This window comes from Promicromonospora sp. NPDC057488, assembly GCF_042802395.1.
Taxonomy (GTDB): domain Bacteria; phylum Actinomycetota; class Actinomycetes; order Actinomycetales; family Cellulomonadaceae; genus Promicromonospora.
The window spans coordinates 1-21001 of the sequence record NZ_JBHVEG010000106.1 but is presented as its reverse complement, the minus strand read 5'-3'; the positions used below and the strand labels follow the sequence as shown (position 1 = coordinate 21001).

The 21001-nt window shown below is 72.8% G+C and carries 17 protein-coding genes; 4 read left to right on the top strand and 13 right to left on the bottom strand.

Going from position 1 to position 21001, the window contains the following annotated elements:
- Window positions 1-42: 42 nt before the first annotated feature.
- The gene (gene leuA / locus ACFU5G_RS19810) at window positions 43-1872 is read right to left on the bottom strand and encodes a 2-isopropylmalate synthase (protein ID WP_377248571.1); all 1830 of its coding nucleotides are present in this window, start codon (window positions 1870-1872) and stop codon (window positions 43-45) included.
- Between the two features lie 256 nt (window positions 1873-2128).
- Window positions 2129-4297 (bottom strand): hypothetical protein, encoded by a 2169-nt coding sequence (locus tag ACFU5G_RS19805; protein ID WP_377248568.1) that lies wholly within the window; start codon window positions 4295-4297, stop codon window positions 2129-2131.
- Window positions 4298-4517: 220 nt separating this feature from the next.
- On the opposite strand from ACFU5G_RS19805, the gene ACFU5G_RS19800 reads away from it, so the two are divergent.
- Window positions 4518-5297 (top strand): 4'-phosphopantetheinyl transferase family protein, encoded by a 780-nt coding sequence (locus ACFU5G_RS19800; RefSeq protein WP_377248565.1) that lies wholly within the window; start codon window positions 4518-4520, stop codon window positions 5295-5297.
- On the opposite strand, the gene ACFU5G_RS19795 is transcribed toward ACFU5G_RS19800, so the two are convergent.
- Entirely contained in the window at window positions 5279-6838 is a 1560-nt protein-coding gene (locus ACFU5G_RS19795; protein WP_377248562.1) for an alpha/beta hydrolase family protein, read from the bottom strand. The genes ACFU5G_RS19800 and ACFU5G_RS19795 overlap by 19 nt on opposite strands.
- Window positions 6839-6867: 29 nt before the next feature.
- Entirely contained in the window at window positions 6868-7473 is a 606-nt protein-coding gene (locus ACFU5G_RS19790) for a PadR family transcriptional regulator (protein WP_377248559.1), read from the bottom strand.
- 85 nt (window positions 7474-7558) lie between these two features.
- Here ACFU5G_RS19790 and ACFU5G_RS19785 point away from each other — a divergent pair, with 85 nt between their 5' ends.
- On the top strand, window positions 7559-8779 hold the full coding sequence (locus ACFU5G_RS19785) for an FAD-dependent oxidoreductase (RefSeq protein ID WP_377248557.1): 1221 nt from the start codon (window positions 7559-7561) through the stop codon (window positions 8777-8779).
- 102 nt (window positions 8780-8881) lie between these two features.
- Here ACFU5G_RS19785 and ACFU5G_RS19780 read toward each other — a convergent pair whose 3' ends face one another.
- The 9 genes from ACFU5G_RS19780 to ACFU5G_RS19740 all read right to left on the bottom strand — a co-directional run bounded on the left by ACFU5G_RS19780 (window position 8882) and on the right by ACFU5G_RS19740 (window position 18130).
- Window positions 8882-9643: a crotonase/enoyl-CoA hydratase family protein gene (locus ACFU5G_RS19780; protein WP_377248555.1), complete on the bottom strand. Its 762-nt coding sequence runs from the start codon at window positions 9641-9643 to the stop codon at window positions 8882-8884.
- On the bottom strand, window positions 9640-11166 hold the full coding sequence (locus tag ACFU5G_RS19775; RefSeq protein WP_377248553.1) for a class I adenylate-forming enzyme family protein: 1527 nt from the start codon (window positions 11164-11166) through the stop codon (window positions 9640-9642). The genes ACFU5G_RS19780 and ACFU5G_RS19775 overlap by 4 nt, the downstream gene beginning before the upstream one ends.
- A gap of 93 nt (window positions 11167-11259) precedes the next feature.
- Window positions 11260-12537: a cytochrome P450 gene (locus tag ACFU5G_RS19770; RefSeq protein WP_377248551.1), complete on the bottom strand. Its 1278-nt coding sequence runs from the start codon at window positions 12535-12537 to the stop codon at window positions 11260-11262.
- A gap of 60 nt (window positions 12538-12597) precedes the next feature.
- Window positions 12598-13725 carry an ATP-binding protein gene (locus ACFU5G_RS19765; protein ID WP_377248549.1) on the bottom strand — a complete coding sequence of 376 codons (1128 nt, stop codon included), beginning with the start codon at window positions 13723-13725 and terminating at the stop codon, window positions 12598-12600.
- Between the two features lie 78 nt (window positions 13726-13803).
- Window positions 13804-14772, bottom strand: a complete 969-nt coding sequence (era, locus tag ACFU5G_RS19760) for a GTPase Era (RefSeq protein WP_377248547.1) — start codon at window positions 14770-14772, stop codon at window positions 13804-13806.
- Window positions 14769-16163 carry a hemolysin family protein gene (locus ACFU5G_RS19755; protein ID WP_377248545.1) on the bottom strand — a complete coding sequence of 465 codons (1395 nt, stop codon included), beginning with the start codon at window positions 16161-16163 and terminating at the stop codon, window positions 14769-14771. Before ACFU5G_RS19755 ends, era begins: the two co-directional genes overlap by 4 nt.
- A complete protein-coding gene (gene ybeY, locus ACFU5G_RS19750) occupies window positions 16160-16612 on the bottom strand; it encodes an rRNA maturation RNase YbeY (protein WP_116676321.1) in 453 nt (150 codons plus the stop codon). The genes ACFU5G_RS19755 and ybeY overlap by 4 nt, the downstream gene beginning before the upstream one ends.
- Complete coding sequence (locus ACFU5G_RS19745) at window positions 16609-17664, bottom strand: PhoH family protein (RefSeq protein WP_033326134.1); 1056 nt, start codon at window positions 17662-17664, stop codon at window positions 16609-16611. Before ACFU5G_RS19745 ends, ybeY begins: the two co-directional genes overlap by 4 nt.
- 115 nt (window positions 17665-17779) lie before the next feature.
- Window positions 17780-18130 (bottom strand): histidine triad nucleotide-binding protein, encoded by a 351-nt coding sequence (locus ACFU5G_RS19740; RefSeq protein ID WP_121384176.1) that lies wholly within the window; start codon window positions 18128-18130, stop codon window positions 17780-17782.
- 214 nt (window positions 18131-18344) lie between these two features.
- Here ACFU5G_RS19740 and ACFU5G_RS19735 point away from each other — a divergent pair, with 214 nt between their 5' ends.
- Both ACFU5G_RS19735 and ACFU5G_RS19730 read left to right on the top strand, forming a co-directional pair.
- Window positions 18345-20072, top strand: a complete 1728-nt coding sequence (locus tag ACFU5G_RS19735) for a helix-hairpin-helix domain-containing protein (RefSeq protein ID WP_377248542.1) — start codon at window positions 18345-18347, stop codon at window positions 20070-20072.
- Entirely contained in the window at window positions 20069-20923 is an 855-nt protein-coding gene (locus tag ACFU5G_RS19730) for an OmpA family protein (protein WP_377248540.1), read from the top strand. The genes ACFU5G_RS19735 and ACFU5G_RS19730 overlap by 4 nt, the downstream gene beginning before the upstream one ends.
- The last annotated feature ends 78 nt before the right edge of the window (window positions 20924-21001 follow it).

The following is a 21001-nucleotide window of genomic DNA, read 5'->3' as shown; positions in this document are numbered from 1 at the left end:
CCCGTCGGGAGACCGACGGGCACCCAGCGCTCGGGGGCCGGGTCAGACCGCCGCGCGCTCCGCGCGGTTGACCGCCGACACGATCGCCTTCAGGGACGACAGCGTGATCGACGGGTCGATGCCGACGCCCCACAGGACGTCGTCGCCCACCGCGCACTCGACGTACGCCGCGGCGCTCGCGTCGCCACCCTCGGACAGGGCGTGCTCGGTGTAGTCCAGCACGCGTACGTCCACGCCTACCTGGGCGATCGCGTTCACGAAGGCGTCGATCGGCCCGTTGCCGGTGCCGGTCAGCGTCAGCTCCTTGCCGCGGTCGGTGACGTCCACCTCGAGCGTGTCCTGCTCGCCCTCGGCGGAGACGGCCCGGGTGCCGCGCAGCGTGAGCCGGCCCCAGTGCTCCAGGCCGGACGACGCGTTCTCCTCGACAGGCAGGTACTCGTCGGTGAAGATGCGCCAGATGTCCGCGCCGGTGACCTCGGTGCCCTGCTCGTCGGTCACCTTCTGGACGGCGTGCGAGAACTCGATCTGCAGCCGGCGCGGCAGGTCCAGGTTGTGCTCGCTCTTGAGCAGGTAGGACACGCCGCCCTTGCCGGACTGCGAGTTCACGCGGATGACGGCCTCGTACGACCGGCCGACGTCGCGCGGGTCGATCGGCAGGTACGGCACGCCCCAGTCCAGGTCGTCGACGCCCACGCCGGCGGCCTCGGCGCGCCCGGCCATGTGCTCGAAGCCCTTCTTGATGGCGTCCTGGTGCGAGCCCGAGAACGCCGTGAACACCAGGTCGCCCACGTAGGGGTGCCGCTCGTGCACGGGCATCTGGTTGCAGTGCTCGACCGTGCGGCGGATGCCGTCGATGTCGCTGAAGTCGATCTGCGGGTCGATCCCCTGCGAGAACAGGTTCATGCCCAGGGTCACCAGGTCGACGTTGCCGGTGCGCTCACCGTTGCCGAACAGGCAGCCCTCGATGCGGTCGGCACCGGCCAGGTAGCCCAGCTCGGCCGCGGCCACGGCCGTGCCCCGGTCGTTGTGCGGGTGCAGCGACAGGATGACGTTCTCGCGGTGGGCCAGGTGGCGGCTCATCCACTCGATCGAGTCGGCGTAGACGTTGGGCGTGGCCATCTCGACGGTCGCGGGCAGGTTGATGATGACCTTGCGCTCCGGCGTCGGCTCGAAGACCTCGATGACCTCGTTGCAGATGCGGACCGCGAACTCCAGCTCGGTGCCGGTGTACGACTCCGGGGAGTACTCGTAGTAGATCCGCGTGCCCGGGACGGTCTCCTCCAGCTTGCGGCACAGCTTGGCGCCGTCGAGCGCGATGTCGACGATGCCGTCCTGGTCGGAGCGGAAGACGACCTCGCGCTGCAGCACGGACGTGGAGTTGTACAGGTGCACGATCGCCTGCTTGGCGCCCGTGATCGCCTCGTACGTGCGCTCGATCAGGTGTGCGCGAGCCTGCGTGAGGACCTGGATCACCACGTCGTCGGGGATGCGGTTCTCGTCGATCAGCTTGCGCACGAAGTCGTAGTCGGTCTGGCTGGCCGACGGGAAACCGACCTCGATCTCCTTGTAGCCCATCTGGACCAGGAGCTCGAACATGCGCAGCTTGCGCTCCGCGTCCATCGGCTCGATCAGGGCCTGGTTGCCGTCACGCAGGTCCACCGCGCACCAGCGCGGGGCCTTCTCGATGCGCTTGGCGGGCCAGGTGCGGTCGGGCAGCTCGAGGTGGATCTGCTCGTGGAAGGGCCGGTACTTCTGCGTTGGCATGCCCGACGTCTGCTGCGGGTTGTCCTCGATGATCCCGCCTGCTGCGCCGTGCACGGCTGTCTCGTGAACTCCGCCGGGGGTGGTGGCGGTGATGCTGTTCTCCATCATGTGTCCTTCGCTCGGTGAGGTTGGCCGGCACACCAAGCCTCCGCGACGAGGGACCGGCCTGTCTAGGCCTCGTCGCGGCAGCGAAGGAGAAGGATCACCGTGAGACGCACGCCGCCACTGTACTCCCACACCTGCCACGGGACGCCAACCGCGCCCACGATCCGGACCTGACCCCGCTTGCAGGAGCGGCGCCCCACGCACACGTGTCAGACGTACAGGTCACCGGAGTGACCTGTACGTCTGACACGTCGGGAGGTCAGCGGCGGCTGCGGAGCGCCGCGTCGACCTGGGGGTCGCCCAGGGCGCCGAGCCAGTCCAGCAGCGCCGGGTAGGTCGACGGGTTGGCCGCGACCTGGGGCCGCAGGTGCGGCGACTCCTGCACGATCTTGGCGAGGTCCGCGAGCGGCGTGGCCGGGTCGAGCGCCTGGGCGGGGCTCCACCGGCCGCCGGCCACCACGGGCGGCAGCACCGCGGTGTGCCCGGACTCGGCGTCGCGACCGGCGGTCGCGGCACCCTGGCCCTGCGGCTGCCCGCTGACCACCCGGCGCGTCGTGTGCTCCACGTCCTCGTCGAGCCCGCCCGCGGCCTCCGCCGGCGCCTGCTGGCCCACCGGGTGGATGCGCGCGGTCGCGTGCGACGTCGGGTGCGACGGCTGCGCCGCGACCGGCGTGGCGCCCGAGCGGACCGGCGGCATGCTCGCGGTCGCGTCGACCGGGGCGGCCGCCGCCGGCATGTCCTCGACCGTCCGCATCGCTCCGATCGACACCTCGCCCGACGTCGGGGCCGCGCCCGAGGTCGGGGTCTCGCCCGACGTCGGCTCCACGGCCCGGACCGGTACGACGCCGCGCTGGGCGGCGGTGGCGCCCGCGACGGTCCGCACGGCGCCCGTCGAGGTGACCCGGCGGGGCTCGGCGGGACGCCGCAGCTCGGGGGCGCTCCGCACGGGCTCCTCGGGCAGCGTGGCCGGCGGGGCCTTGTCGCCCTTGGGGCGCGGCGGGGCCCACACGTAGGCCTGGCTGCGGTCGGCCTCGACCTCGCCGCCGATGCCGGCGGTCTGGAAGTGCTCGCGCACCGCCTTGGGCACCATCAGCGCGCTCGCCGCGACGATCGGCAGCGCGAGCGCCATGAGCAGGTCGCCCAGGTTCACGCCCAGGCTGGCGCCCGACGTCGCGATGACGACCACGAGGCCCAGGACGCCCGCCACGCACGCGGCGCCGACTGCGGGCACGTGGCCCGTGTTGGGGTCGCGCTGCAGCGAGCGCCGCGCGAACCAGGCGATGCCGGCCACGATGACGCCGAGCACGAGCCGCAGCACCAGCGTGACGCCGGCGCCCGAGCCGATGAAGCCGGGGTCGATGAGCTGGACGAGCGCGGCCAGCGCGCTGCAGACGGCGAGCAGCAGGATGACGTCGAACGCGCGGATGGCCACGCGGACCCAGACGCCGGCGGCGTGCTCGGTGCTCTCCTCGGCGTCGGCCGCCGCGGGGTCGCGACGGACCGCGGGCGAGCCGGCCACGGCCGCGGCGAGCGGGAGCAGCACGAGGCCGAACCGGCTCGGGTCGGTGACGCCGGGCTGCATGGACTCCATGCCGGTCAGCGCGCCGCCGGAGGTGAAGACGAACAGGAGCGCCAGCACGATGCCGACGGCGACGAGCACGAGGCGGGAGGGCCGGTCGTGCCGCACGGTGCCGCCGACCAGGAGCCAGACGAGGCCGAGCGAGAGCACGAGCCACACGGGCGCGAGCAGCCGGTCGCCGAGCGTGGCGCCGTCGGCGAGCTCGGCCAGCAGCGTCGAGATCACGGCGCCCAGGGCGATGAGCGCCCCGACGCCGGCGAGGCCGAACCGCCAGGCGCGCACCACGGCGCCGTCCTGGTCGACGGGGCCGAGCTCGCTGTCGCGCGGGGTCGCCGCGAGCGCCGCGCCGGCGAGCGCGAGGCCCAGGCCGGTGCCGACGCCCGCGCCGCTGCGCAGGTCGAGCACGAGGTGGACCAGCCCGATGACGGCGAGCGGGAGCCCGGCGATCAGGCGGGCGCGGCGCGTGGTGTGCACGGTCCACGTGACGGGCAGCACGCCGAAGCGCGCGAGGTAGGGCAGGGTCAGCGACGCGAGCGACAGCGCGACGGCCAGCACGACCTCGACCCGGTCCGCGGAGCGGTCCAGCAGGTTCCAGGGCAGTGCGAGCGACACGAGGAGGGCGAGCGCGGCGATGGCGTCGCGCACGTAGTCGGCGGCCGCGATGTTCGCGAACGGCCGGACGTCCCCGGCGCCGTCGGCGGCGGTGCCGGGCGTGGTGCCGGTCCCGGCCTCGGGTGCGAGCGTGGCGACGTGCTCGTGGCCGAGGCTCTCGGTCGGTGCGCCGTTCGCGTCGTCCGCGACGTCGCCCGAAGTTCTCTCGTCACGCTCCGAAGCGTGCTGGTCCATCATCCGTTCACTCCTCGATAACGCCACTGGTCGAGACTGGGGAAGTGGGGTTGGCGGCGCTGGGGTCCACCCCGTTTCTACCCGCTGCGACCGGCTCTGTCCGGCTGTGCCACGGCGAGTCCGGTCACACCTGCATTTCTGCGCACGTCCATCACATCTGGGATGCGTGGAACTTCCGCCCTCGGCGACAGCCGCGGGCACATCGAGGTCTCAGGAGAACGCAGTGGACTCAGCTGCCGCACCAGCACCCCGCACCTGCGACGTCTGGCTCGTGCCGGTCAGACGCCGAGAAGCCTGGACGCGCCTGCTGACCGTACCGGATCGGGAGCATCTCGTGGGCCTGGACGCTCTGGCGACGGACGTCCACCTGACGTCGCGCGCGGCGCAGCGCCTGATCCTGTCGCGTTACCTGGGCCTCGCGCCGGAGGACATCGTGGTGGAGCGCACATGCGATCGCTGCGGCGACCCGCAGCACGGCCGCCCGCACGTCAAGGACGCCGCCCTGGACTACTCGGTGTCGCACACGCGGGCGTGGGTGCTGGTCGCCGTCGTCGGCGAGGGCCGGGTGGGGGCGAACCTCGACGCCCGGCCGGAGGACCGGGACCTGGACGACCTCGCGGCGGCCGCGCTCACCCGGGCCGAGCACCACGCGTGGCGCCGGCTGCCCGCCCGGGACCGCGCCGACTCCCTCCTCGCGTCCTGGACCCGCAAGGAGGCGACGACGAAGCTCACGGGGCACGGCCTGGCGATCCCGCTGCGGGACCTCGACGTGACGGGGCCGCGGCCGAGCCTGGTGACGGCCGACCCGTCGGTGCGGCTCCCCCACCCCCGCCCGTACCTGACGCACGTGCCCGCGCCGGCAGGGCACAGCGCGGCGCTGGCGACGACGACGCACGTGGACCAGGTGCGGCACCTGCGCCTCCCGGACGCCCTGCCGGAGACGCTGCCGGACGCCGTGGTGCCGCGCCCGCTGGCGGTGGCGGCTCAGATGCCCAGCTGGTAGGCGCCCCAGTAGGCCAGGGTCACCAGCAGCGTCGCCGAGCCCAGCACGATCGCCCAGAACCCCGTCGAGACGACGGCGACGGCGACGCGGCGGGGCTCGGGCCCCCCGGTCTCGACCAGCGACATCCGCCGGTCGCGGAGCCGGCCCACCAGCAGCGCCGCCGCGACGACGGCGACGATCCCCAGCAGCCGCACCGCGATCCAGCCGCCCTGCACCACCCATGCGTTCTTCTCGTAGTCCAGGGCCAGCCGCGCTACCGCCCCGAGGTAGGCGCCGAGCCCGAGCAACGTCGCCACGGAGCCGACGCCCAGCCACGTCAGCGGCCCGCGCAGGCCCTGGCCGAGTCGCACGCCCGGGCGACCGGAGCGACGTCCGGCGAGGCGGCCGGTCAGCACCGTGCCGCCCACGAGCAGCGGACCCAGGACCAGCAGCCCGGAGGCCGTGACGACCACCCCTACCAGCCAGTCGCCGTCGCCGTACCAGTGCGGCTGCGGCACGGGGGCCGCGAGGTAGAGCTGCTCCGGCTGGGCGCCGGCGACCTGCGGCGGGGCGGACGCCGTCGCCGGCAGCCCCAGCACCCAGTCGGCGACGTCGCGCGCGAAGTCGGGGTGCAGCACCAGGCCGGCGGGCGTCTCGACGTTGATGCCATGGTTGGCGCGCTCGTAGAACCGCACCGTCACGTCGTCGGCGTCCGCCAGGAGCTCGCGCGTGCCCTGCTCCAGCGGCATCGAGGCGTCGTTGGTGCCGAACACGGCGAGGATCGGGTCCTGCTGCTCGCGCAGCCAGGGCCGGACGTCGAAGTCGGCGTACTCGAACCCGCCGCCCGGCACCTTCATGCCCACGGCGCGCGGGATGGCGCGGAACACCCCGGCCGGCACGTCGGTGTTGCGCAGGTAGTTGTCGACGGCGTACGCGGCCTGCTGGCGCGGCGGCACCACCGGGGCCGACACCAGGACCTGGAACGCGAGCCGCGGGTCGTCCACCATCATCACCGGCGACACCCACGCGCCCTCCGACTCGGCGTACAGGCCCACGTCGTCCGGGTCGACGCCGGGCACGTCCCGCAGGAAGCGCACCGAGAAGGCGTAGTCGCGCGCCATCTGCTCGTAGTCCCGGTGCCGGGTGGAGTAGTTGTCGAGGCGCTTGTCGGGCACCAGCGTGGTGATCCCCGCGCTCGCGAGCGCCGTCGCGGCCAGCGTGAACGCGTCGGCGGCCTTGCCGGTGCCCGCGCCGTGCACGAACACGATGCCGGGGCGGCCCGGGGCGTCGTCCGCGGCGTCCGGCCCGGTCAGGACCGGCTCGCGGAGCAGCCCGCCCACCTCCAGGCCGTCGGCCAGCGGGATGGTCACGGGGGTCTCGCGCACCTCGTGGTCGCCGGGCTGCCCGGCGTCGGGCGAGGCACCCCCGATCGCGGTCGAGGTGGTGCTCACGTCGAGGTGGTTCGTGACCGGTTCCGGCTCCCAGGCCGGTCCGGCGACGGCGCCCGTGACGGCCAGGGCGACCAGGATCGCGGCGGAGGTGGCGACGGTCCTGAAGAACACCTTCGGATGCTACTCCCGACGCCTCGGCCTCACTCGGGCGGGCGCGAGTCCAGCATCTCCTGCGTGTCCCACGTCAGGGCGCCGGAGCGCAGGTCAGCGACCACGCCGCGCACCCAGTCCAGCTCGGCGCGCGTGGCGACGAGCAGGTGCTCGTGCTCCAGCAGCAGCACGCGCGGGAGCCCCCACTCCTCGGCGTCGGCGGCCTCCTTCTCGGCCTCGGCCAGCGTGGCCTCGAGCGCGACGGCGCGCTCGGCGAGCCGGTCGCGCACCAGGTCGGGCCCGGTGATCGCGAGCACGGCCAGCACCGCCCGGAACTCGGGGAACTCGCGCGCGGGGGTCGCCAGCGCGGCGTCCATCCAGCGGCGCAGGGCGGCGGAGCCGTCGTCGGTCAGGGCGTAGACGATCCGGGCCGGGCCGGCGTCGGCCGCCTGCTTCTCGTGCACCTCGATGAGGCCGTCGCGCAGCAGCCGCTCGATCGCCTGGTAGACGCTGTTGGAGCGCGCCACGTTGACGACGTCGTCCTTGCGCCGGGTCTTGATCAGCCGCTGCATGCGGTAGGCGTGCATCGGCTCCTCGGCGAGCAGCGCGAGCAGCACCATCGCGAGCGGCGAGCGGGGCCGGGAGTCCTGGGTCACGGCGCCCAGCCTAGGCGGCGGTACGGGCTCAGCTTCTTCGTCGGACACCTTGCCATCTTATGGTTACCCATTTTATGGTGAGTACATGAGAGCGATCATCATCGGAGCGGGCATCACCGGGCCCGTGACCGCCATGGCCCTGCAGAAGGCGGGCATCGACGCCGTGGTCCACGAGGCATACGACCGCACCGCGGACGGCGTCGGCGCCTACCTCAACCTCGCCCCGAACGGGCTCGCCGCCCTGCGCGTGCTGGACATCGACCCGCACGACCTGGGCGGTTTCGACACCCCGGCGCTGGAGCTGCGCGGCTCGGGCGGCCGGCTCCTGGCCCACCTCCCGATGGGCCGCGACGACGGCCCGGGCACGGTCAGCCAGACCGTCCGGCGCTCGGACCTCTACACGCGGCTGCGCGACGAGGCCGTCCGGCGCGGCATCCAGATCGAGTACGGCAAGCGCCTGGTGGACGCCGCGGAAGGGCCGGGCGGGCGCGGCGTCGTCGCCTCCTTCGCCGACGGGAGCACCGCCGAGGGCGACCTGCTGATCGGCGCTGACGGCCTGCACTCCGCCGTCCGCACGATCCTTGACCGGGGATGCCCGCCGCCGCGCTACACCGGGCTGCTGAACACCGGCGGCTACGCGTCGGGCGTCTCCGTGGACGCGCCCGCAGGCGTGTTCACCATGATCTTCGGCCGGCGCGCCTTCTTCGCCTACGTGCAGCGCGCCCCGGGCGACGTCTGGTGGTTCGCGAACGTGCCGCGCGCCCGCGCGGCGTCCGACGACGAGCTCGCCGCCTGGACCCCGGACCGCTGGCGGGCCGAGCTGGAGCGCCTGTTCGCCGACGACGCCGGCCCCGCGCTGGAGCTGATCGCCGCCACACCGCGGGTCATCAGCCCGTGGAACACGCTGGACCTGCCCAAGGTGCCCGTCTGGCACCGCGGCCCGATCGGACTGGTCGGCGACGCCGCGCACGGCATCTCGCCGACGTCGGGCCAGGGTGCCTCGCTCTCGATCGAGGACGGCGTGCTGCTCGCCCGCCTGCTGCGGGACCACGGCGAGCCCGTCGCGGCGTTCGCGGCGTTCGAGGCGCTGCGCCGGGGGCGGGTCGAGAAGCTGATCGCGCAGGCGAAGCGCACCTCGAACCAGAAGATCCCCAGCCCGCTCACCCGGGTGCTGCGCGACCGCGTGATCCTGCCGCTGGTCAGCCGTGCGGCGGCGCGCAGCACCAAGGACTGGGTGACGGACTACCGCATCGACTGGGACGCCCCGGCCGACCGGGACGCGTCAGCGAGCCGCCTCCGAGCCTGACCCCGCCGTCTCGCCCATCCCCTTCGAGGCCTAAGTTTCTCGCCTTTCAGCCCCTTGAAAGGCGAGAAACTTAGGTCTCGAAGGGGAACCGACCGGGCCACGTCAGGCCGGGGCGCCGTGCCGGCCCGCGCCCGCGGCGAAGTCGGCCGCACCCGTGTAGGCGTCGGCCGACAGGGAGCGCTCGCCGTGCACCCACTCCTGAGCCAGGGCGTCCGCCTCGGGAAGCCCCCACTGGTCCAGCACCGAGGCGCGGTCCTCCCGCAGGCAGACCTGCGGGAACGCCGCGAGCGACGCCGCCAGCGCCACCGCAGCGGGCACCGCCTGCCCGGCCGGCACCACGCGGTTGGCCAGCCCGATGCGCAGCGCCTCGTCGGCGTCGACGGACCGGCCGGTCAGGATCATGTCCATCGCGTGCGACTGCCCGATCAGCCGCGGCAGCCGCACGGTGCCGCCGTCGATCAGGGGCACGCCCCAGCGGCGGCAGTAGACGCCGAACACGGCGGTCTCGTCGGCGACCCGCAGGTCTGCCCAGGCGGCGAGCTCCAGCCCGCCCGCCACGGCGTGCCCGGAAACGGCAGCGATCACGGGCTTGGTCAGCCGCAGCCGGGTGGGCCCCATGGGTCCGTCCCCGTCGGCCGCCGCGCGGTTGCCGTCCGGCGTGCCGAGCGCCTTCAGGTCGGCACCGGAGCAGAACGTGCCGCCCGTGCCGTACAGCACGGCGGCGGTCGCGGCGTCGTCGGCGTCGAAGGCCCGGAACGCGTCGGCGAGCGCCGCGGCCGTGGGGCCGTCGACGGCGTTGCGCCGCTCGGGACGGTCGATGCCGATCAGGGTGACGCTGCCCTCGCGGGTGACCAGGACGCTCACCGGCGGCCCTCCCACAGGGGCTCGCGCAGCGCGCGGCGCAGCACCTTTCCAACGGGCGACAGCGGCACGGAGTCGACGGCGCGCACGGCCTTGGGCACCTTGTACCCGGCGAGCCGGTCGCGTACCGCGGCCTGGAGCGCGGCCTCGTCGACGACGGCGCCGGGCGCGGGCACCACGAACGCGGTGACGGCCTCGACCCAGGTGTCGTCGGGTGCGCCGACGACGACGGCCTGCGCCACCGACGGCTGGGCGAGCAGCACGTCCTCGACCTCGCGCGGGTAGACGTTGTAGCCGCCGGTGATGATCATGTCGCTGCGCCGGTCCACGAGGTAGAGGTAGCCGCGCTCGTCGGTGCGGGCCATGTCGCGGGTGCGCAGCCAGCCGTCGCCGGCGAACATCTCGGCGTTCAGCTCGGGGGCTGCGTGGTAGCCGGCCATCGTGAACGGCGCGCGCACCCGGATCTCGCCGATCTCGCCGGGTGCGACCGGCACGCCGTCGTCGTCGGTCACGACGACCTGGGCGTCGAGGGCGGGCTGGCCGCACGAGCCGAGCAGGGCGGCGTCGCCGTGGTCCTCGGCGTCGAGCACGGTCAGGCACAGGGGCGCCTCGGTCTGGCCGTAGTACTGCGCGAACCGCGGGCCCCACACGTCCATGGCCTGCTCGATCACGGGGCGCGGCATGGGGCTGGCCCCGTAGATCGCGGTGCGCAGGGAGGCGACGTCCGCCTTCTGGGCGACGCCCGACGAGAGCAGCATGCCGATCATCGTGGGCACCAGGTTGATCTCCGTGGCGCGGTACCGGGCGATCGCGTCCACGTAGCCCTGCGGCTCGAACCCGGACAGCACCACGGACTCGCCGCCGCGCAGCCAGTACGGCAGCACGAACGTGCCGCTGGCGTGGATCAGGCTGGCCGCGTGCAGCATCACCGAGTCGCGGGCCGGGCTGACGAGGTTGGTCAGGATGTTCGTGACGATCGCGGCGTAGCTGGCCTGGGTGTGCTCGACCGCCTTGAGCGTGCCCGTGGTGCCCGACGTGTACAGCAGCAGGATCGGGTCCTGCGGGTTCGCGGGGAGGTTCGGGTCGGTGGCCGGGACGTCCTCCATCGCGACCAGCAGGTCCGGGCCGCCGGCGGCGCCGGGCGCGCCGAGGCCCAGCGTGGTGACGCCGTGCGCGGTGGCGAGCTCGGCCGCGCGCTCGGCCAGGGCGGCGTCGTGCACCAGCAGGCGCACGCCCGTCTCCTCCAGCATGCGGCCCTGCTCGACCGCGGACAGCCGGGCGTTCAGCGGCACCCGGGTGACCCCCGCCTTGAGACAGGCGAAGTCCATGGCGATGGACCACAGCCCGTTGCCCATCAGCAGCGCCACCCGCGAGCCGGGCTCCGCGCCGTGGGCGTGCAGCACCCGCGCCATGGCGTTCGCGGCCCCGTCCACCTGGGCGTACGTCAGCGACTCGTCGCCGAACCGGACGGCGGTACGAGGACCGAACCGGGCGGCTCCGCGGCGGACCAGGTCAACGGTGAGCATGCTCTTCCTCCACGAAAGATGTCCGGTAAATACCTTTCGTGACGGTACTACCGGGTCAGCTCGACGCGGAAGAGCACCTCGACCACGTCACACTCAGCGCACCTCGTAGATCTCCGTGCCCGACGAGCGCGCCCGCCGGTAGCGGACCGGCAGCGCCTGCGGGTGCCGCACCCAGGGCGACGGCACCCAGGCCAGGTCGTGGTCCTCGACCGCCAGCTCCAGGTCCAGCTCGGTCAGCAGCCGGTTGATCGCCACGCGTGCGATGATCCGCGCCTGCCGCGACGCCGGGCACCGATGCGGGCCCACGCCCCAGGCCAGGTGCGCGCGGTTGCCGACCTCGTCCCACATGTTGCCGGTGTGCACCAGCGGGTCCTGGTTGGCGGCGGCGACCGCCATGACCAGGGCGTCGCCCTTGCGGACGAGCTTGCCGTCGATCTCCAGGTCGTTCATCGCGTACCGGGGCAGCGGCGGGTTCGCGGCGGGCGCCTCGCGCCACAGCACCTCGTCCAGCACCTCGTCGAGGGCGATCCGGCCGCCGGTCCAGCGCGCCGCGAACCGCTGGTCGGTGAGCAGCAGCCGCAGGGTCAGGGCGATCCACGCGGTGAGGAACTCGCTGGCGGCGATCAGCGGCACGGACATCGAGTCGGCGACCTCGCGGTCGTCGTGGAAGCTCGGGTGCCGCACGAACGACGACGTCAGGTCCGTGCCCGCCACCTCCTTGCGGGCCTGGACGTGCGCCATCAGGTTGCGGCCCATCCGGTCGCGCGCCTCGGCGGCCTCGCCGGTGTGGTCCATGATGTGCGCCGAGTCGACCATCATCTGGTCGGCGGTCGCCGGGTCGAACCCGAACAGGGACGTCACCGCGAGGAAGCCCACCTTCTTGGCCCAGTCCGCCACGAGGTCCGTCTCGCCGCCGGCCCCGAGGCCCTCGATCAGCCGGGTGCAGACCTCCTCGACCTGGGCCACGACCAGCTTCTCCGGCAGCGCCTCCAGACCGTCGTCCAGGGGCTGGCGCAGGCGGCGACGCCGCTCGCCGTCGTGGTGGTAGGAGGAGTTGCGCGGCTCGCGCGGCGAGATGCCGAGCAGGGCCGAGCGCTCCGACAGGAGTCCGTCGTAGTGCCAGCGCCAGTTGCGCGGGTCCCGGGAGAACTGCGACTCGTTCCGCGTGATCTCGCAGATCTCCGCGTGCCCCATCACCAGCCACGCCGGCACGCCCGGCTCCATGTCCACGGGCGCCACGACGCCCCATCTGCTGCGCAGGACGTCGTAGATCTCCTGCGAGTCCATGCCGCCCGTGGTTGCCGACAAGGGGGTGAGCCCGCTCAGGCTCGTGAGCTCGACGGGGGACGTCCGAGCGACCACTCTCTCCATGCGGCAATCACAGCACAGTGTCCGTATTGCCCGTAATCCTGGCTGCGATATTCGGGCTGGTCAGAGCTCGTCGGGGCCCAGGCCGTAGGCGGCGCCGTGCTCGCGCAGGAAGTCGCGGAGGTACGGCAGTGCGAACGCGACCTTGCCGTGCGACACCTGCTGGATCATGCCGGCGGCCATCAGCCGCCGTCGATAGGTGTTGGCGTGCTGCGGGCTCACCTCACCCATCCGCCGTCGCACGTCCGCCATCCGCGACGGGCCGTCGTCGACGGACATCGCGACGAGGAAGGTCCGGTCCAGGTCGGAGAGGTCGGCGAGCGCCGTCTCGTGGACCAGGCTGCCCAGCCGGCGGCGTGCCGCGCTGATCCCGGCGTCGACGGCGGCCAGATCGGCGACGTCCCCGTCGGTGGCGCGCCAGACGTGATAGCAGACGAGCTGGATCAGGAACGGATAGCCGAACGTGGCCTCGGCGGCCAGCCAGCTCGCCTCCGGGGTGATCGCCCGGCCGTTCTCCTCGAACGTGGCGACCAGCGCGTCGTGCACCTCGTCGATGCTCACGTCACCCAGCACGTGCTTGTCCGCCCTGCGCAGGAAGGTCAGCACGTCGTCCGACAACAGGCCGGACACCGCGGACGGAAGGCCGGCCATCACGAGTGCGAACTGACGCTGCTCGCGCACCATGTGCTGGGCGAGGGCCGCGATCTCCCGCATGTCCGGGAGCGTCACGTGCACCTCGTCGATCGTGAGCAGCAGACCGGAGTCGTGCCGTTCCAGATCGTCGAGCAGAGTGTTGAGCTTGCGCCGCAGCCCCGCGGACAGCTCCGGGGTCAGCTCGGTGGAGACCCCGCCGAACGACGCCGACAGGTTGATACCCGTCAGGCGTCGCTTCGGGCGCGGCCGACGCTCCTCGAGCATGTGGCTGACGTGCTCGTCGAGCCTGCCCATGAGGCCGGCGGTCGCCGTCTCGTCGACGAACAGCCACCCGTGCTCCAGGGCCACGTCGTCGACCGCGTTCAGCAGGGTCGTCTTGCCCACACCTCGGGCGCCCGTGAAGATCGTGAGCCGCCCCGGCGAACCGGGGCCCTCGTCGATCCCGTCGGCCACCGCGGCCACCTGGTCGTCACGACCGACCAGGTGAGGCGGCGTGGCACCGGCCGACGGCTTGAACGGGTTCTTCGACGCCGCCATCCGAAGGGCCTTTCTTAGAGTTACTTATTTCTACTTACTCTAAGCACGGCCCGAGCCCGGGGCAACCAGCCGACGGCGTCAGAAGCCCAGCCGGCGCAGCTGCTTCGGGTCGCGCTGCCAGTCCTTGGCGACCTTGACGTGCAGGTCGAGGTACACGCGCTGGCCCAGCAGCTTCTCGATGCCGCGCCGCGCCTCGGTGCCGACGGTGCGCAGCCGGGACCCGCCGCGACCGATGACGATCGCCTTCTGGGAGTCGCGCTCCACGAAGAGGTTCACGCGCACGTCCAGCAGCGCGGGCCGGCCCTTCTCGGGGTCGCCCGAGCCCTCGCGCTCCACGATCTCCTCGACGACCACCGCGAGGGAGTGCGGCAGCTCGTCGCGCACGCCCTCCAGCGCGGCCTCGCGAACCAGCTCGGCCACCATGACGGCCTCGGGCTCGTCGGTCAGCTCGCCGTCCGGGTACAGCTCGGGCCCCTCGGGCAGGTGCGAGACGAGCACCTGCTCCAGGGTGTCGACCTGGTAGCCGTCCTTCGCGGAGACGGGCACGATGTCGGCCCACTCGCGGTCCACGGACTTGGCGAGCTGCTCGACGGCGATGAGGTGCTCCATCAGGTCGTTGCGCGGCACCAGGTCGGCCTTGGTCACCACGGCGACGACGGGCACGGCGCGGCGGCCGGTCATCAGCTCGGCGAGCTGCGCCGCGATGTAGCGGTCGCCGGGGCCCACCTTCTGGTCGGCGGGCAGGCAGAACGCGATGACGTCCACCTCCGAGAGCGTGTCCCGCACCAGGTCGTTGAGCCGCTCGCCCAGCAGGGTGCGCGGGCGGTGCAGGCCGGGCGTGTCCACCAGCACGAGCTGGGCGTCCTCGCGGTGCACGATGCCGCGGATGGTGTGCCGCGTGGTCTGCGGCCGTGCCGACATGATGGCGACCTTCTGCCCCACCAGCGCGTTCGTCAGGGTCGACTTGCCCGCGTTGGGGCGGCCCACCAGGCAGGCGAACCCGCTCCGGTGTCCGGTGGTCTGTTGCCCTGCGGCCTGATCGCTCATGAGGTCACTTCCTTCTGGTCACGCTTCTGATCACGGTGGTCGTGCTGGTCGAGACCACCGTTGCTGTCCTCCGGCTCGCCTGCCGGTTCCGTGCGGTGCACGAGGATCGTCGAGAGCTGCTTGCGCCGCCCCTCGATCCGTTCCGCCTCCAGGTGCACCCCGCCGACCTCGACGGAGGCGCCCGCCAGCGGCACCTTGCCCAGCGCCTTGGCGAGCAGGCCACCGGCGGTGTCCACGTCGTCGTCGTCCAGGCGCAGGTCGAACAGGTCGCCGAGCTCGTCGACCGGGAGGCGGGCCGGCACGCGGAACGTGCCGCCGCCGAGCTCCTCGACCTCCTGGACGGGCACCGTGTCGTGCTCGTCGGTGAGCTCGCCGACGACCTCCTCCAGGAGGTCCTCGATGGTCACCAGGCCGGCGACGCCGCCGTACTCGTCGACGACGAGCGCGATGTGGCTGGCCGAGGCCTGCATCTCGCGCAGCAGGTCGTCGATCGGCTTGGACTCGGGCACGAAGACGGCGTCGCGCGCGACGTCGGAGGCCGGGCGCCGGGACGGTTCCCGCACGCCGCTGCCGCCGTCGTCGACGGGCCAGTGCACCGCGGCCACGACGTCCTTGAGGTAGGCGACGCCGACGACGTCGTCCACGGACTCGCCGACCACGGGCACCCGCGAGAAGCCGGAGCGCAGGAACAGCCGCAGCACCTTGTCGAGCGAGGTGTTGGCCGTGACGGTCACCATGTCGGTGCGCGGCACCATGACCTCGCGCGTGATGGTGCCGCCGAGCTCGATGACCGACCGGAGCAGCTCGCGGTCGGACTCCTCGAAGGCGCTGGACTCCCCCACCCGGTCCGCGATGTCGCGCAGCTCGGCCTCGGTGGGCGGCGACGGGTCGTGCCGCGGCACCGACAGGCGCGTGAGCCACGCGACGGCGCGCGAGACCGAGGTCAGCGGCCCCACCAGCGCGACGAGCACCCCGACCGGACGCCGGAAGCCGAGCGCGCGCGGCGAGACCCGCACGAAGATGACGCCGACCACGACGCCCACCACCAGCGCGATGAGCATCACCGGCAGCTCGTTGGGCACGCCCTCGCCCGGGATCGCCTGCTGCACCAGCAGGGTCCCGGCCGCGATCGCGACGACCTCGGCCATGACGCGCACCAGCGCGAACGACGCGACGATCGCCGTGGGGTCCACGACGAGCGCCTGGGCGCGCCGGATCCGCGCGGCGCGCTCCGGGTCGGGCGACTGCCCCAGCTCAGCCTCCGCGAGCGCCTCCGTGAGGGAGGCGCGCGTGACGCGCAGGAGCGCGGCCTCGCCGGCCGAGAGCATGCCCGCCAGCGAGAGACCGACCAGCACGACCAGGGTCAGGAGCAGGACGATCACGCCGGTCACCGGGTCGCGAGGAAGGTCAGGAGGAGCTTGCGCTGCAGGGCGAACATCTCCTTCTCCTCCTCGGGCTCCGCGTGGTCGTAGCCGAGCAGGTGCAGGATGCCGTGCGTCGTCAGGAGCAGCAGCTCCTCGGTGGTCGAGTGGCCGGCGGCCTTGGCCTGGGTGACCGCGACCTCCGGGCACAGCACGATGTCACCGAGGGTGCCGGCGGGCGTGACGTCGCCGTCCCGCCCGGGGCGCAGCTCGTCCATGGGGAACGACAGGACGTCGGTGGGTCCGGGCTCGTCCATCCACTGCACGTGCAGGTCCGTCATGACGGTGGTGTCGACGAAGATGATCGACAGCTCCGACTGGGGGTGGACCCGCATGGCGTCGAGCACGAAGCGGCCGAGCGCGGCGAACTCCGCCTCGTCGACCTCGAACCCCGACTCGTTGTTGACCTCGATGCTCACCGGCGCTGCCTCTTGTTGCTTCCCGAACGATGGTCCTGCGGCTGGCGGCCGGGGCGCTGACCGCCCGCGACGACGTCCCACCGCGCGTACGCGTCGATGATGTCGCTGACCAGGCGGTGCCGCACGACGTCGGACGACGTCAGGCGGCAGAACTCGACGTCGTCGACGCCCAGCAGGATGTCCTCGACGACGCGCAGCCCGGAGGTGGTGCCGCCCGGGAGGTCGACCTGCGTGGCGTCGCCGGTGATCACCATCTTGGAGCCGAAGCCCAGGCGGGTCAGGAACATCTTCATCTGCTCGGTCGAGGTGTTCTGCGCCTCGTCGAGCACGATGAACGAGTCGTTGAGCGACCGGCCGCGCATGTAGGCCAGGGGCGCCACCTCGATGGTGCCGGCCTCGATGAGCTTGGGCACCTGCTCGGGGTCGACCATGTCGTGCAGCGCGTCGTACAGCGGGCGCAGGTACGGGTCGATCTTCTCGGACAGGGTGCCCGGGAGGAACCCGAGGCGCTCGCCCGCCTCGACGGCCGGGCGGGTCAGGATGATCCGGTTGACCTGCTTGGCCTGGAGCGCCTGGACGGCCTTGGCCATGGCGAGGTAGGTCTTGCCGGTACCGGCCGGCCCGATGCCGAACGTGATGGTGTTGGTGTCGATGGCGTCCACGTACGCCTTCTGCCCCACCGTCTTGGGCCGGATGGTCCGGCCCCGGTTGGACAGGATGTTGAACGTGAGGACCTCGGCGGGGCGGGAGGCCGAGGCGTCGCTCAGCATCGCCACCGACCGCTTGACGACCTCAGGGGTGAGCTGGGTGCCCGCCTCGACGACCTCGATCAGCTCGTCGAGCAGCTGGGTGACCAGGGCGACGTCGCCCGCCGGTCCGCTCACCGCGATCTCGTTGCCACGGGCAAGGACGTCGACTCCGGGGAAGCCCTCCTCGACGGCCCGCAGCACCGAGTCCCGGCTCCCGAGGAGCGCGACCGTCGGGATGTGGGCCGGTACGACGATCTTGTGCTCGATCCGGGTCTGTGACTGTGTGCTGGACGAAGTTGTCATGAGCCGGCCCGCCGGGCCGATCCGCTCCTTCACGCGGTAGGGATGACGACATGGTCATCCTATCGACCTGCCAGGGCCACGCCACGGTCTTTCCTGCTCCGGGTCGAGAAGAAGTTCAGGCGAACCCGGGGAGCTCGCCTCCGGCGAGCAGGTGCGCGTGCACGTGGAAGACCGTCTGGCCGGCCTTGGGCCCCGTGTTGAAGATCAGGCGGTACTGGCCGTCGCCGAGCTCGGTCGCCACGCCGTCCGCGAGCGCGACGACGCCCGCCAGGCCCTCGGGGTCCGACGCCGCGAAGGCGGGCACGTCGGGGTAGTGCTCCCTCGGCACCACGAGCACGTGCACCGGCGCCTTGGGCGCGATGTCCCGGAAGGCGATGGCGGTGTCCGACGACGCGACGACGTCCGCCGGGATGTCGCCCGCGACGATCTTGCAGAAGAGGCAGTCAGGGCTGTCGGTACTCGTCATGTCGGCAGGCTACCGGCGGCCGTTCGCGGGCGGGACTTCGCCATGTTTTTCCATACCGTTACATGGTTGGAAATGCCCGGGTGAAAGGGATGTGGGAGAGTTTGCGGCGTTCGATGGAGATTTGCGTACTGAGGCACCATTTGGTGGCGCCCGCGCTCGCGAGTCCCGTCGGTCGCCCTCACTCACCACACACAGCAGTCACCTGGAGGTTCGCGTGGGTTGGTTCATCGCCCAATCGCTCGCATTCATCATCATCGCGGCCCTGATCGGCCTCGCGATCGGCATCTGGATCGGCTGGCTCGTCTGGGGTCGCCGCAAGGGCAAGCACACGGCCGAGAAGAGCGAGGCGGTCACGCGCGCGAACACCGCCGAGGGCGGCACCGAGGCGGACGGCGCCGAGGCCGCCGACGCCGAGCCCGTGCGCGTGCTCGCCGTCGCCGGGGCCGCCGGTGCGGCCACCGCAGTCGCCGCCGCGGACGAGCCCGGCGAGAAGGCTGGCGCGGGCGACGCCGTCGACACCGAGGACGGCGGGACCGAGGGCGACGCCGGGGCCGGTGCGGCCGGTGCGGAGCAGGCCGGCGCCGAGGCTGCCGACGAGTCCGGCACGACCGGCACGAAGGCCGACGCCGAGGCTGACGACGAGGCCGCCGCGCAGGCCGGCGAGGACGAGCACGCCGGGGCCGACGGGTCCGCCGTCGTCGCCGAGGCCGAGGCCGTCGCGCGCGAGGCCGCGGAGCAGGCCGCCGCCAAGGCGGCCGCGGACGACCTGCAGCGCATCGAGGGCATCGGCCCGAAGATCGCCGCAGCGCTGGCCGCCGCGGGCTACACCACGTACGCGAAGATCGCGGGCGCGAGCGAGGACGAGCTGCGCGAGGCCGTCGCGGGCCAGGGCATCAAGTTCGCGCCCGCCGCGAGCAGCTGGGCCGACCAGGCGCAGTACCTCGTGGACGGCGACACGGCCGGCTTCGAGGAGTACCAGGACTACCTCGTGGGCGGCCAGGAGCGGCGCGCGAAGTTCAACGAGAACGTCGACTACGCCGACGTCGACGAGATCGAGGGCGCCGAGGCCAAGGCCGAGGCGATCGCCGAGGACGAGGCCGCCACCGTCGCCGCCGAGCAGGCGGAGGCCGCGCCGGAGCCCGAGCCGCAGGACCTGCAGCGTATCGAGGGCATCGGCCCCAAGATCGAGTCGGCGCTGCGGGCAGCCGGCTACACCACCTACGCCAAGGTCGCGGGCGCGAGCGAGGACGAGCTGCGCGCGGCGCTGACCGCGGGCGGCATCACGTTCGCCCCGGCCGCGACGAGCTGGGCCGACCAGGCGCAGTACCTGGTGGACGGCGACGAGGACGGCCTGCGCGAGTACCAGGACTACCTGATCGGCGGCCAGGACCGCGCCTCGAAGTTCAAGGAGAACGTCGACTACACCGACGTCGACGAGGTCGAGGGCACCGAGGCCAAGGCCGCCGCGCTGGCCGAGGACGAGGCGGAGGCCGCGGCGGCCCCGGAGCCGGCCGCCGAGCCCGCGCCGGAGCCCGAGCCCGAGCCGCAGGACCTGCAGCGCATCGAGGGCATCGGCCCCAAGATCGAGGCGACGCTGAAGGCGGCCGGCTACGCCACGTACGCGAAGATCGCGGCCGCGACGGAGACGGAGCTCCGGGCGGCGCTCGCCACGGGCGGCATCAAGTTCGCCCCGGCGGCCAGCAGCTGGGCCGACCAGGCGCAGTACCTGGCCGACGGCGACGAGGACGGCCTGCAGGAGTACCAGGACTACCTGATCGGCGGCCAGGACCGGCACGCGAAGTTCCGGAAGGACGTCGACTACACCGACGTCGACGAGGTCGAGGGCGCCGAGGCAAAGGCCGAGGCGATCGCCGAGGACGAGGCCAAGGCGGCGGCCGCCGAGGACGACGCGGAGCCGACGGGGTCCGAGGTGAAGGCATGAACCTGAAGGTCGTCCTGCCCCCGGTGATCATCGTGGTCCTGGGGCTGGGTGCCATCTCGAGCGTGCAGAACACGGGGTTCCGCGAGCACATCGAGTCCACGCTGACGGAGAGCGCGCAGGGGGCCCTCTCCGCCGCGGGGATCGACGCGGACGTCGCGTTCTCGGGCCGCGACGCCGACGTGACCGCGCCGAGCGACGCCGTGGCTCTCGAGGCCGCCGACGTCGTGGGCGGTGTCGCCGGCGTCCGGGCCGCGGCGGCCTACGGGCCGGACGGCCTGGTCTCGGCCGGCTCGGACGTCGAGCCCGCGGAGGCCGAGGCCGCGGAACCCGCCGAGCCTGCCGAGGAAGAGACCGAGGCCGCGGAGCCGACGGGCGAGGCGACCGCCTCGCCCGAGGCGACCGGGGCGACGTCGGACGGCGAGACCGAGGCGACCGAGGACGAGGCCGCCGAGGAGGAGGACGACGAGCCGAGGCGCGAGCCGACCCGCGAGGAGCGGGAGGAGGCGCAGGAGGACCTCGTCGAGATCCCGAACATCACGTTCGTCACGGACAGCGCCGAGCTGACCGAGCACGGGCGCAAGGTGGTGCGCAAGGCCGCCGAGGTGCTCGGGGAGCACCCGGAGGTCGAGGTCCGCATCGAGGGCCACACCGACTCGGTGGGCACCGACGAGCACAACCAGGAGCTCAGCGAGCGCCGCGCGGAGAAGGTCGTCGACGAGCTGGTGCAGCAGGGCGTCGAGCGCGACCGCCTGACCTGGAAGGGCTTCGGCGAGTCGGAGCCGCTGGTGGTCCCGCGCACGTTCGACGACCTGGAGAAGAACCGCCGCGTGGAGTTCAAGGTCCTCGACTGACCCCTGAGCGACATTCGCCGGTGCTGGTGGAGCTTGTGTCGGTGGTCGAGCTTGTCGAGACCCAGGTCTCGACAAGCT

Bases quoted from the DNA above. Each gene is read 5' to 3' on its own strand.
- leuA (WP_377248571.1), bottom strand. From the start codon at position 1,872: ATGATGGAGAACAGCATCACCGCCACCACCCCCGGCGGAGTTCACGAG.
- ACFU5G_RS19805 (WP_377248568.1), bottom strand. From the start codon at position 4,297: ATGATGGACCAGCACGCTTCGGAGCGTGACGAGAGAACTTCGGGCGAC.
- ACFU5G_RS19785 (WP_377248557.1), top strand. From the start codon at position 7,559: ATGAGAGCGATCATCATCGGAGCGGGCATCACCGGGCCCGTGACCGCC.
- ACFU5G_RS19775 (WP_377248553.1), bottom strand. From the start codon at position 11,166: ATGCTCACCGTTGACCTGGTCCGCCGCGGAGCCGCCCGGTTCGGTCCT.
- ACFU5G_RS19770 (WP_377248551.1), bottom strand. From the start codon at position 12,537: ATGGAGAGAGTGGTCGCTCGGACGTCCCCCGTCGAGCTCACGAGCCTG.
- ACFU5G_RS19765 (WP_377248549.1), bottom strand. From the start codon at position 13,725: ATGGCGGCGTCGAAGAACCCGTTCAAGCCGTCGGCCGGTGCCACGCCG.
- era (WP_377248547.1), bottom strand. From the start codon at position 14,772: ATGAGCGATCAGGCCGCAGGGCAACAGACCACCGGACACCGGAGCGGG.
- ACFU5G_RS19745 (WP_033326134.1), bottom strand. From the start codon at position 17,664: ATGACAACTTCGTCCAGCACACAGTCACAGACCCGGATCGAGCACAAG.
- ACFU5G_RS19740 (WP_121384176.1), bottom strand. From the start codon at position 18,130: ATGACGAGTACCGACAGCCCTGACTGCCTCTTCTGCAAGATCGTCGCG.
- ACFU5G_RS19730 (WP_377248540.1), top strand. From the start codon at position 20,069: ATGAACCTGAAGGTCGTCCTGCCCCCGGTGATCATCGTGGTCCTGGGG.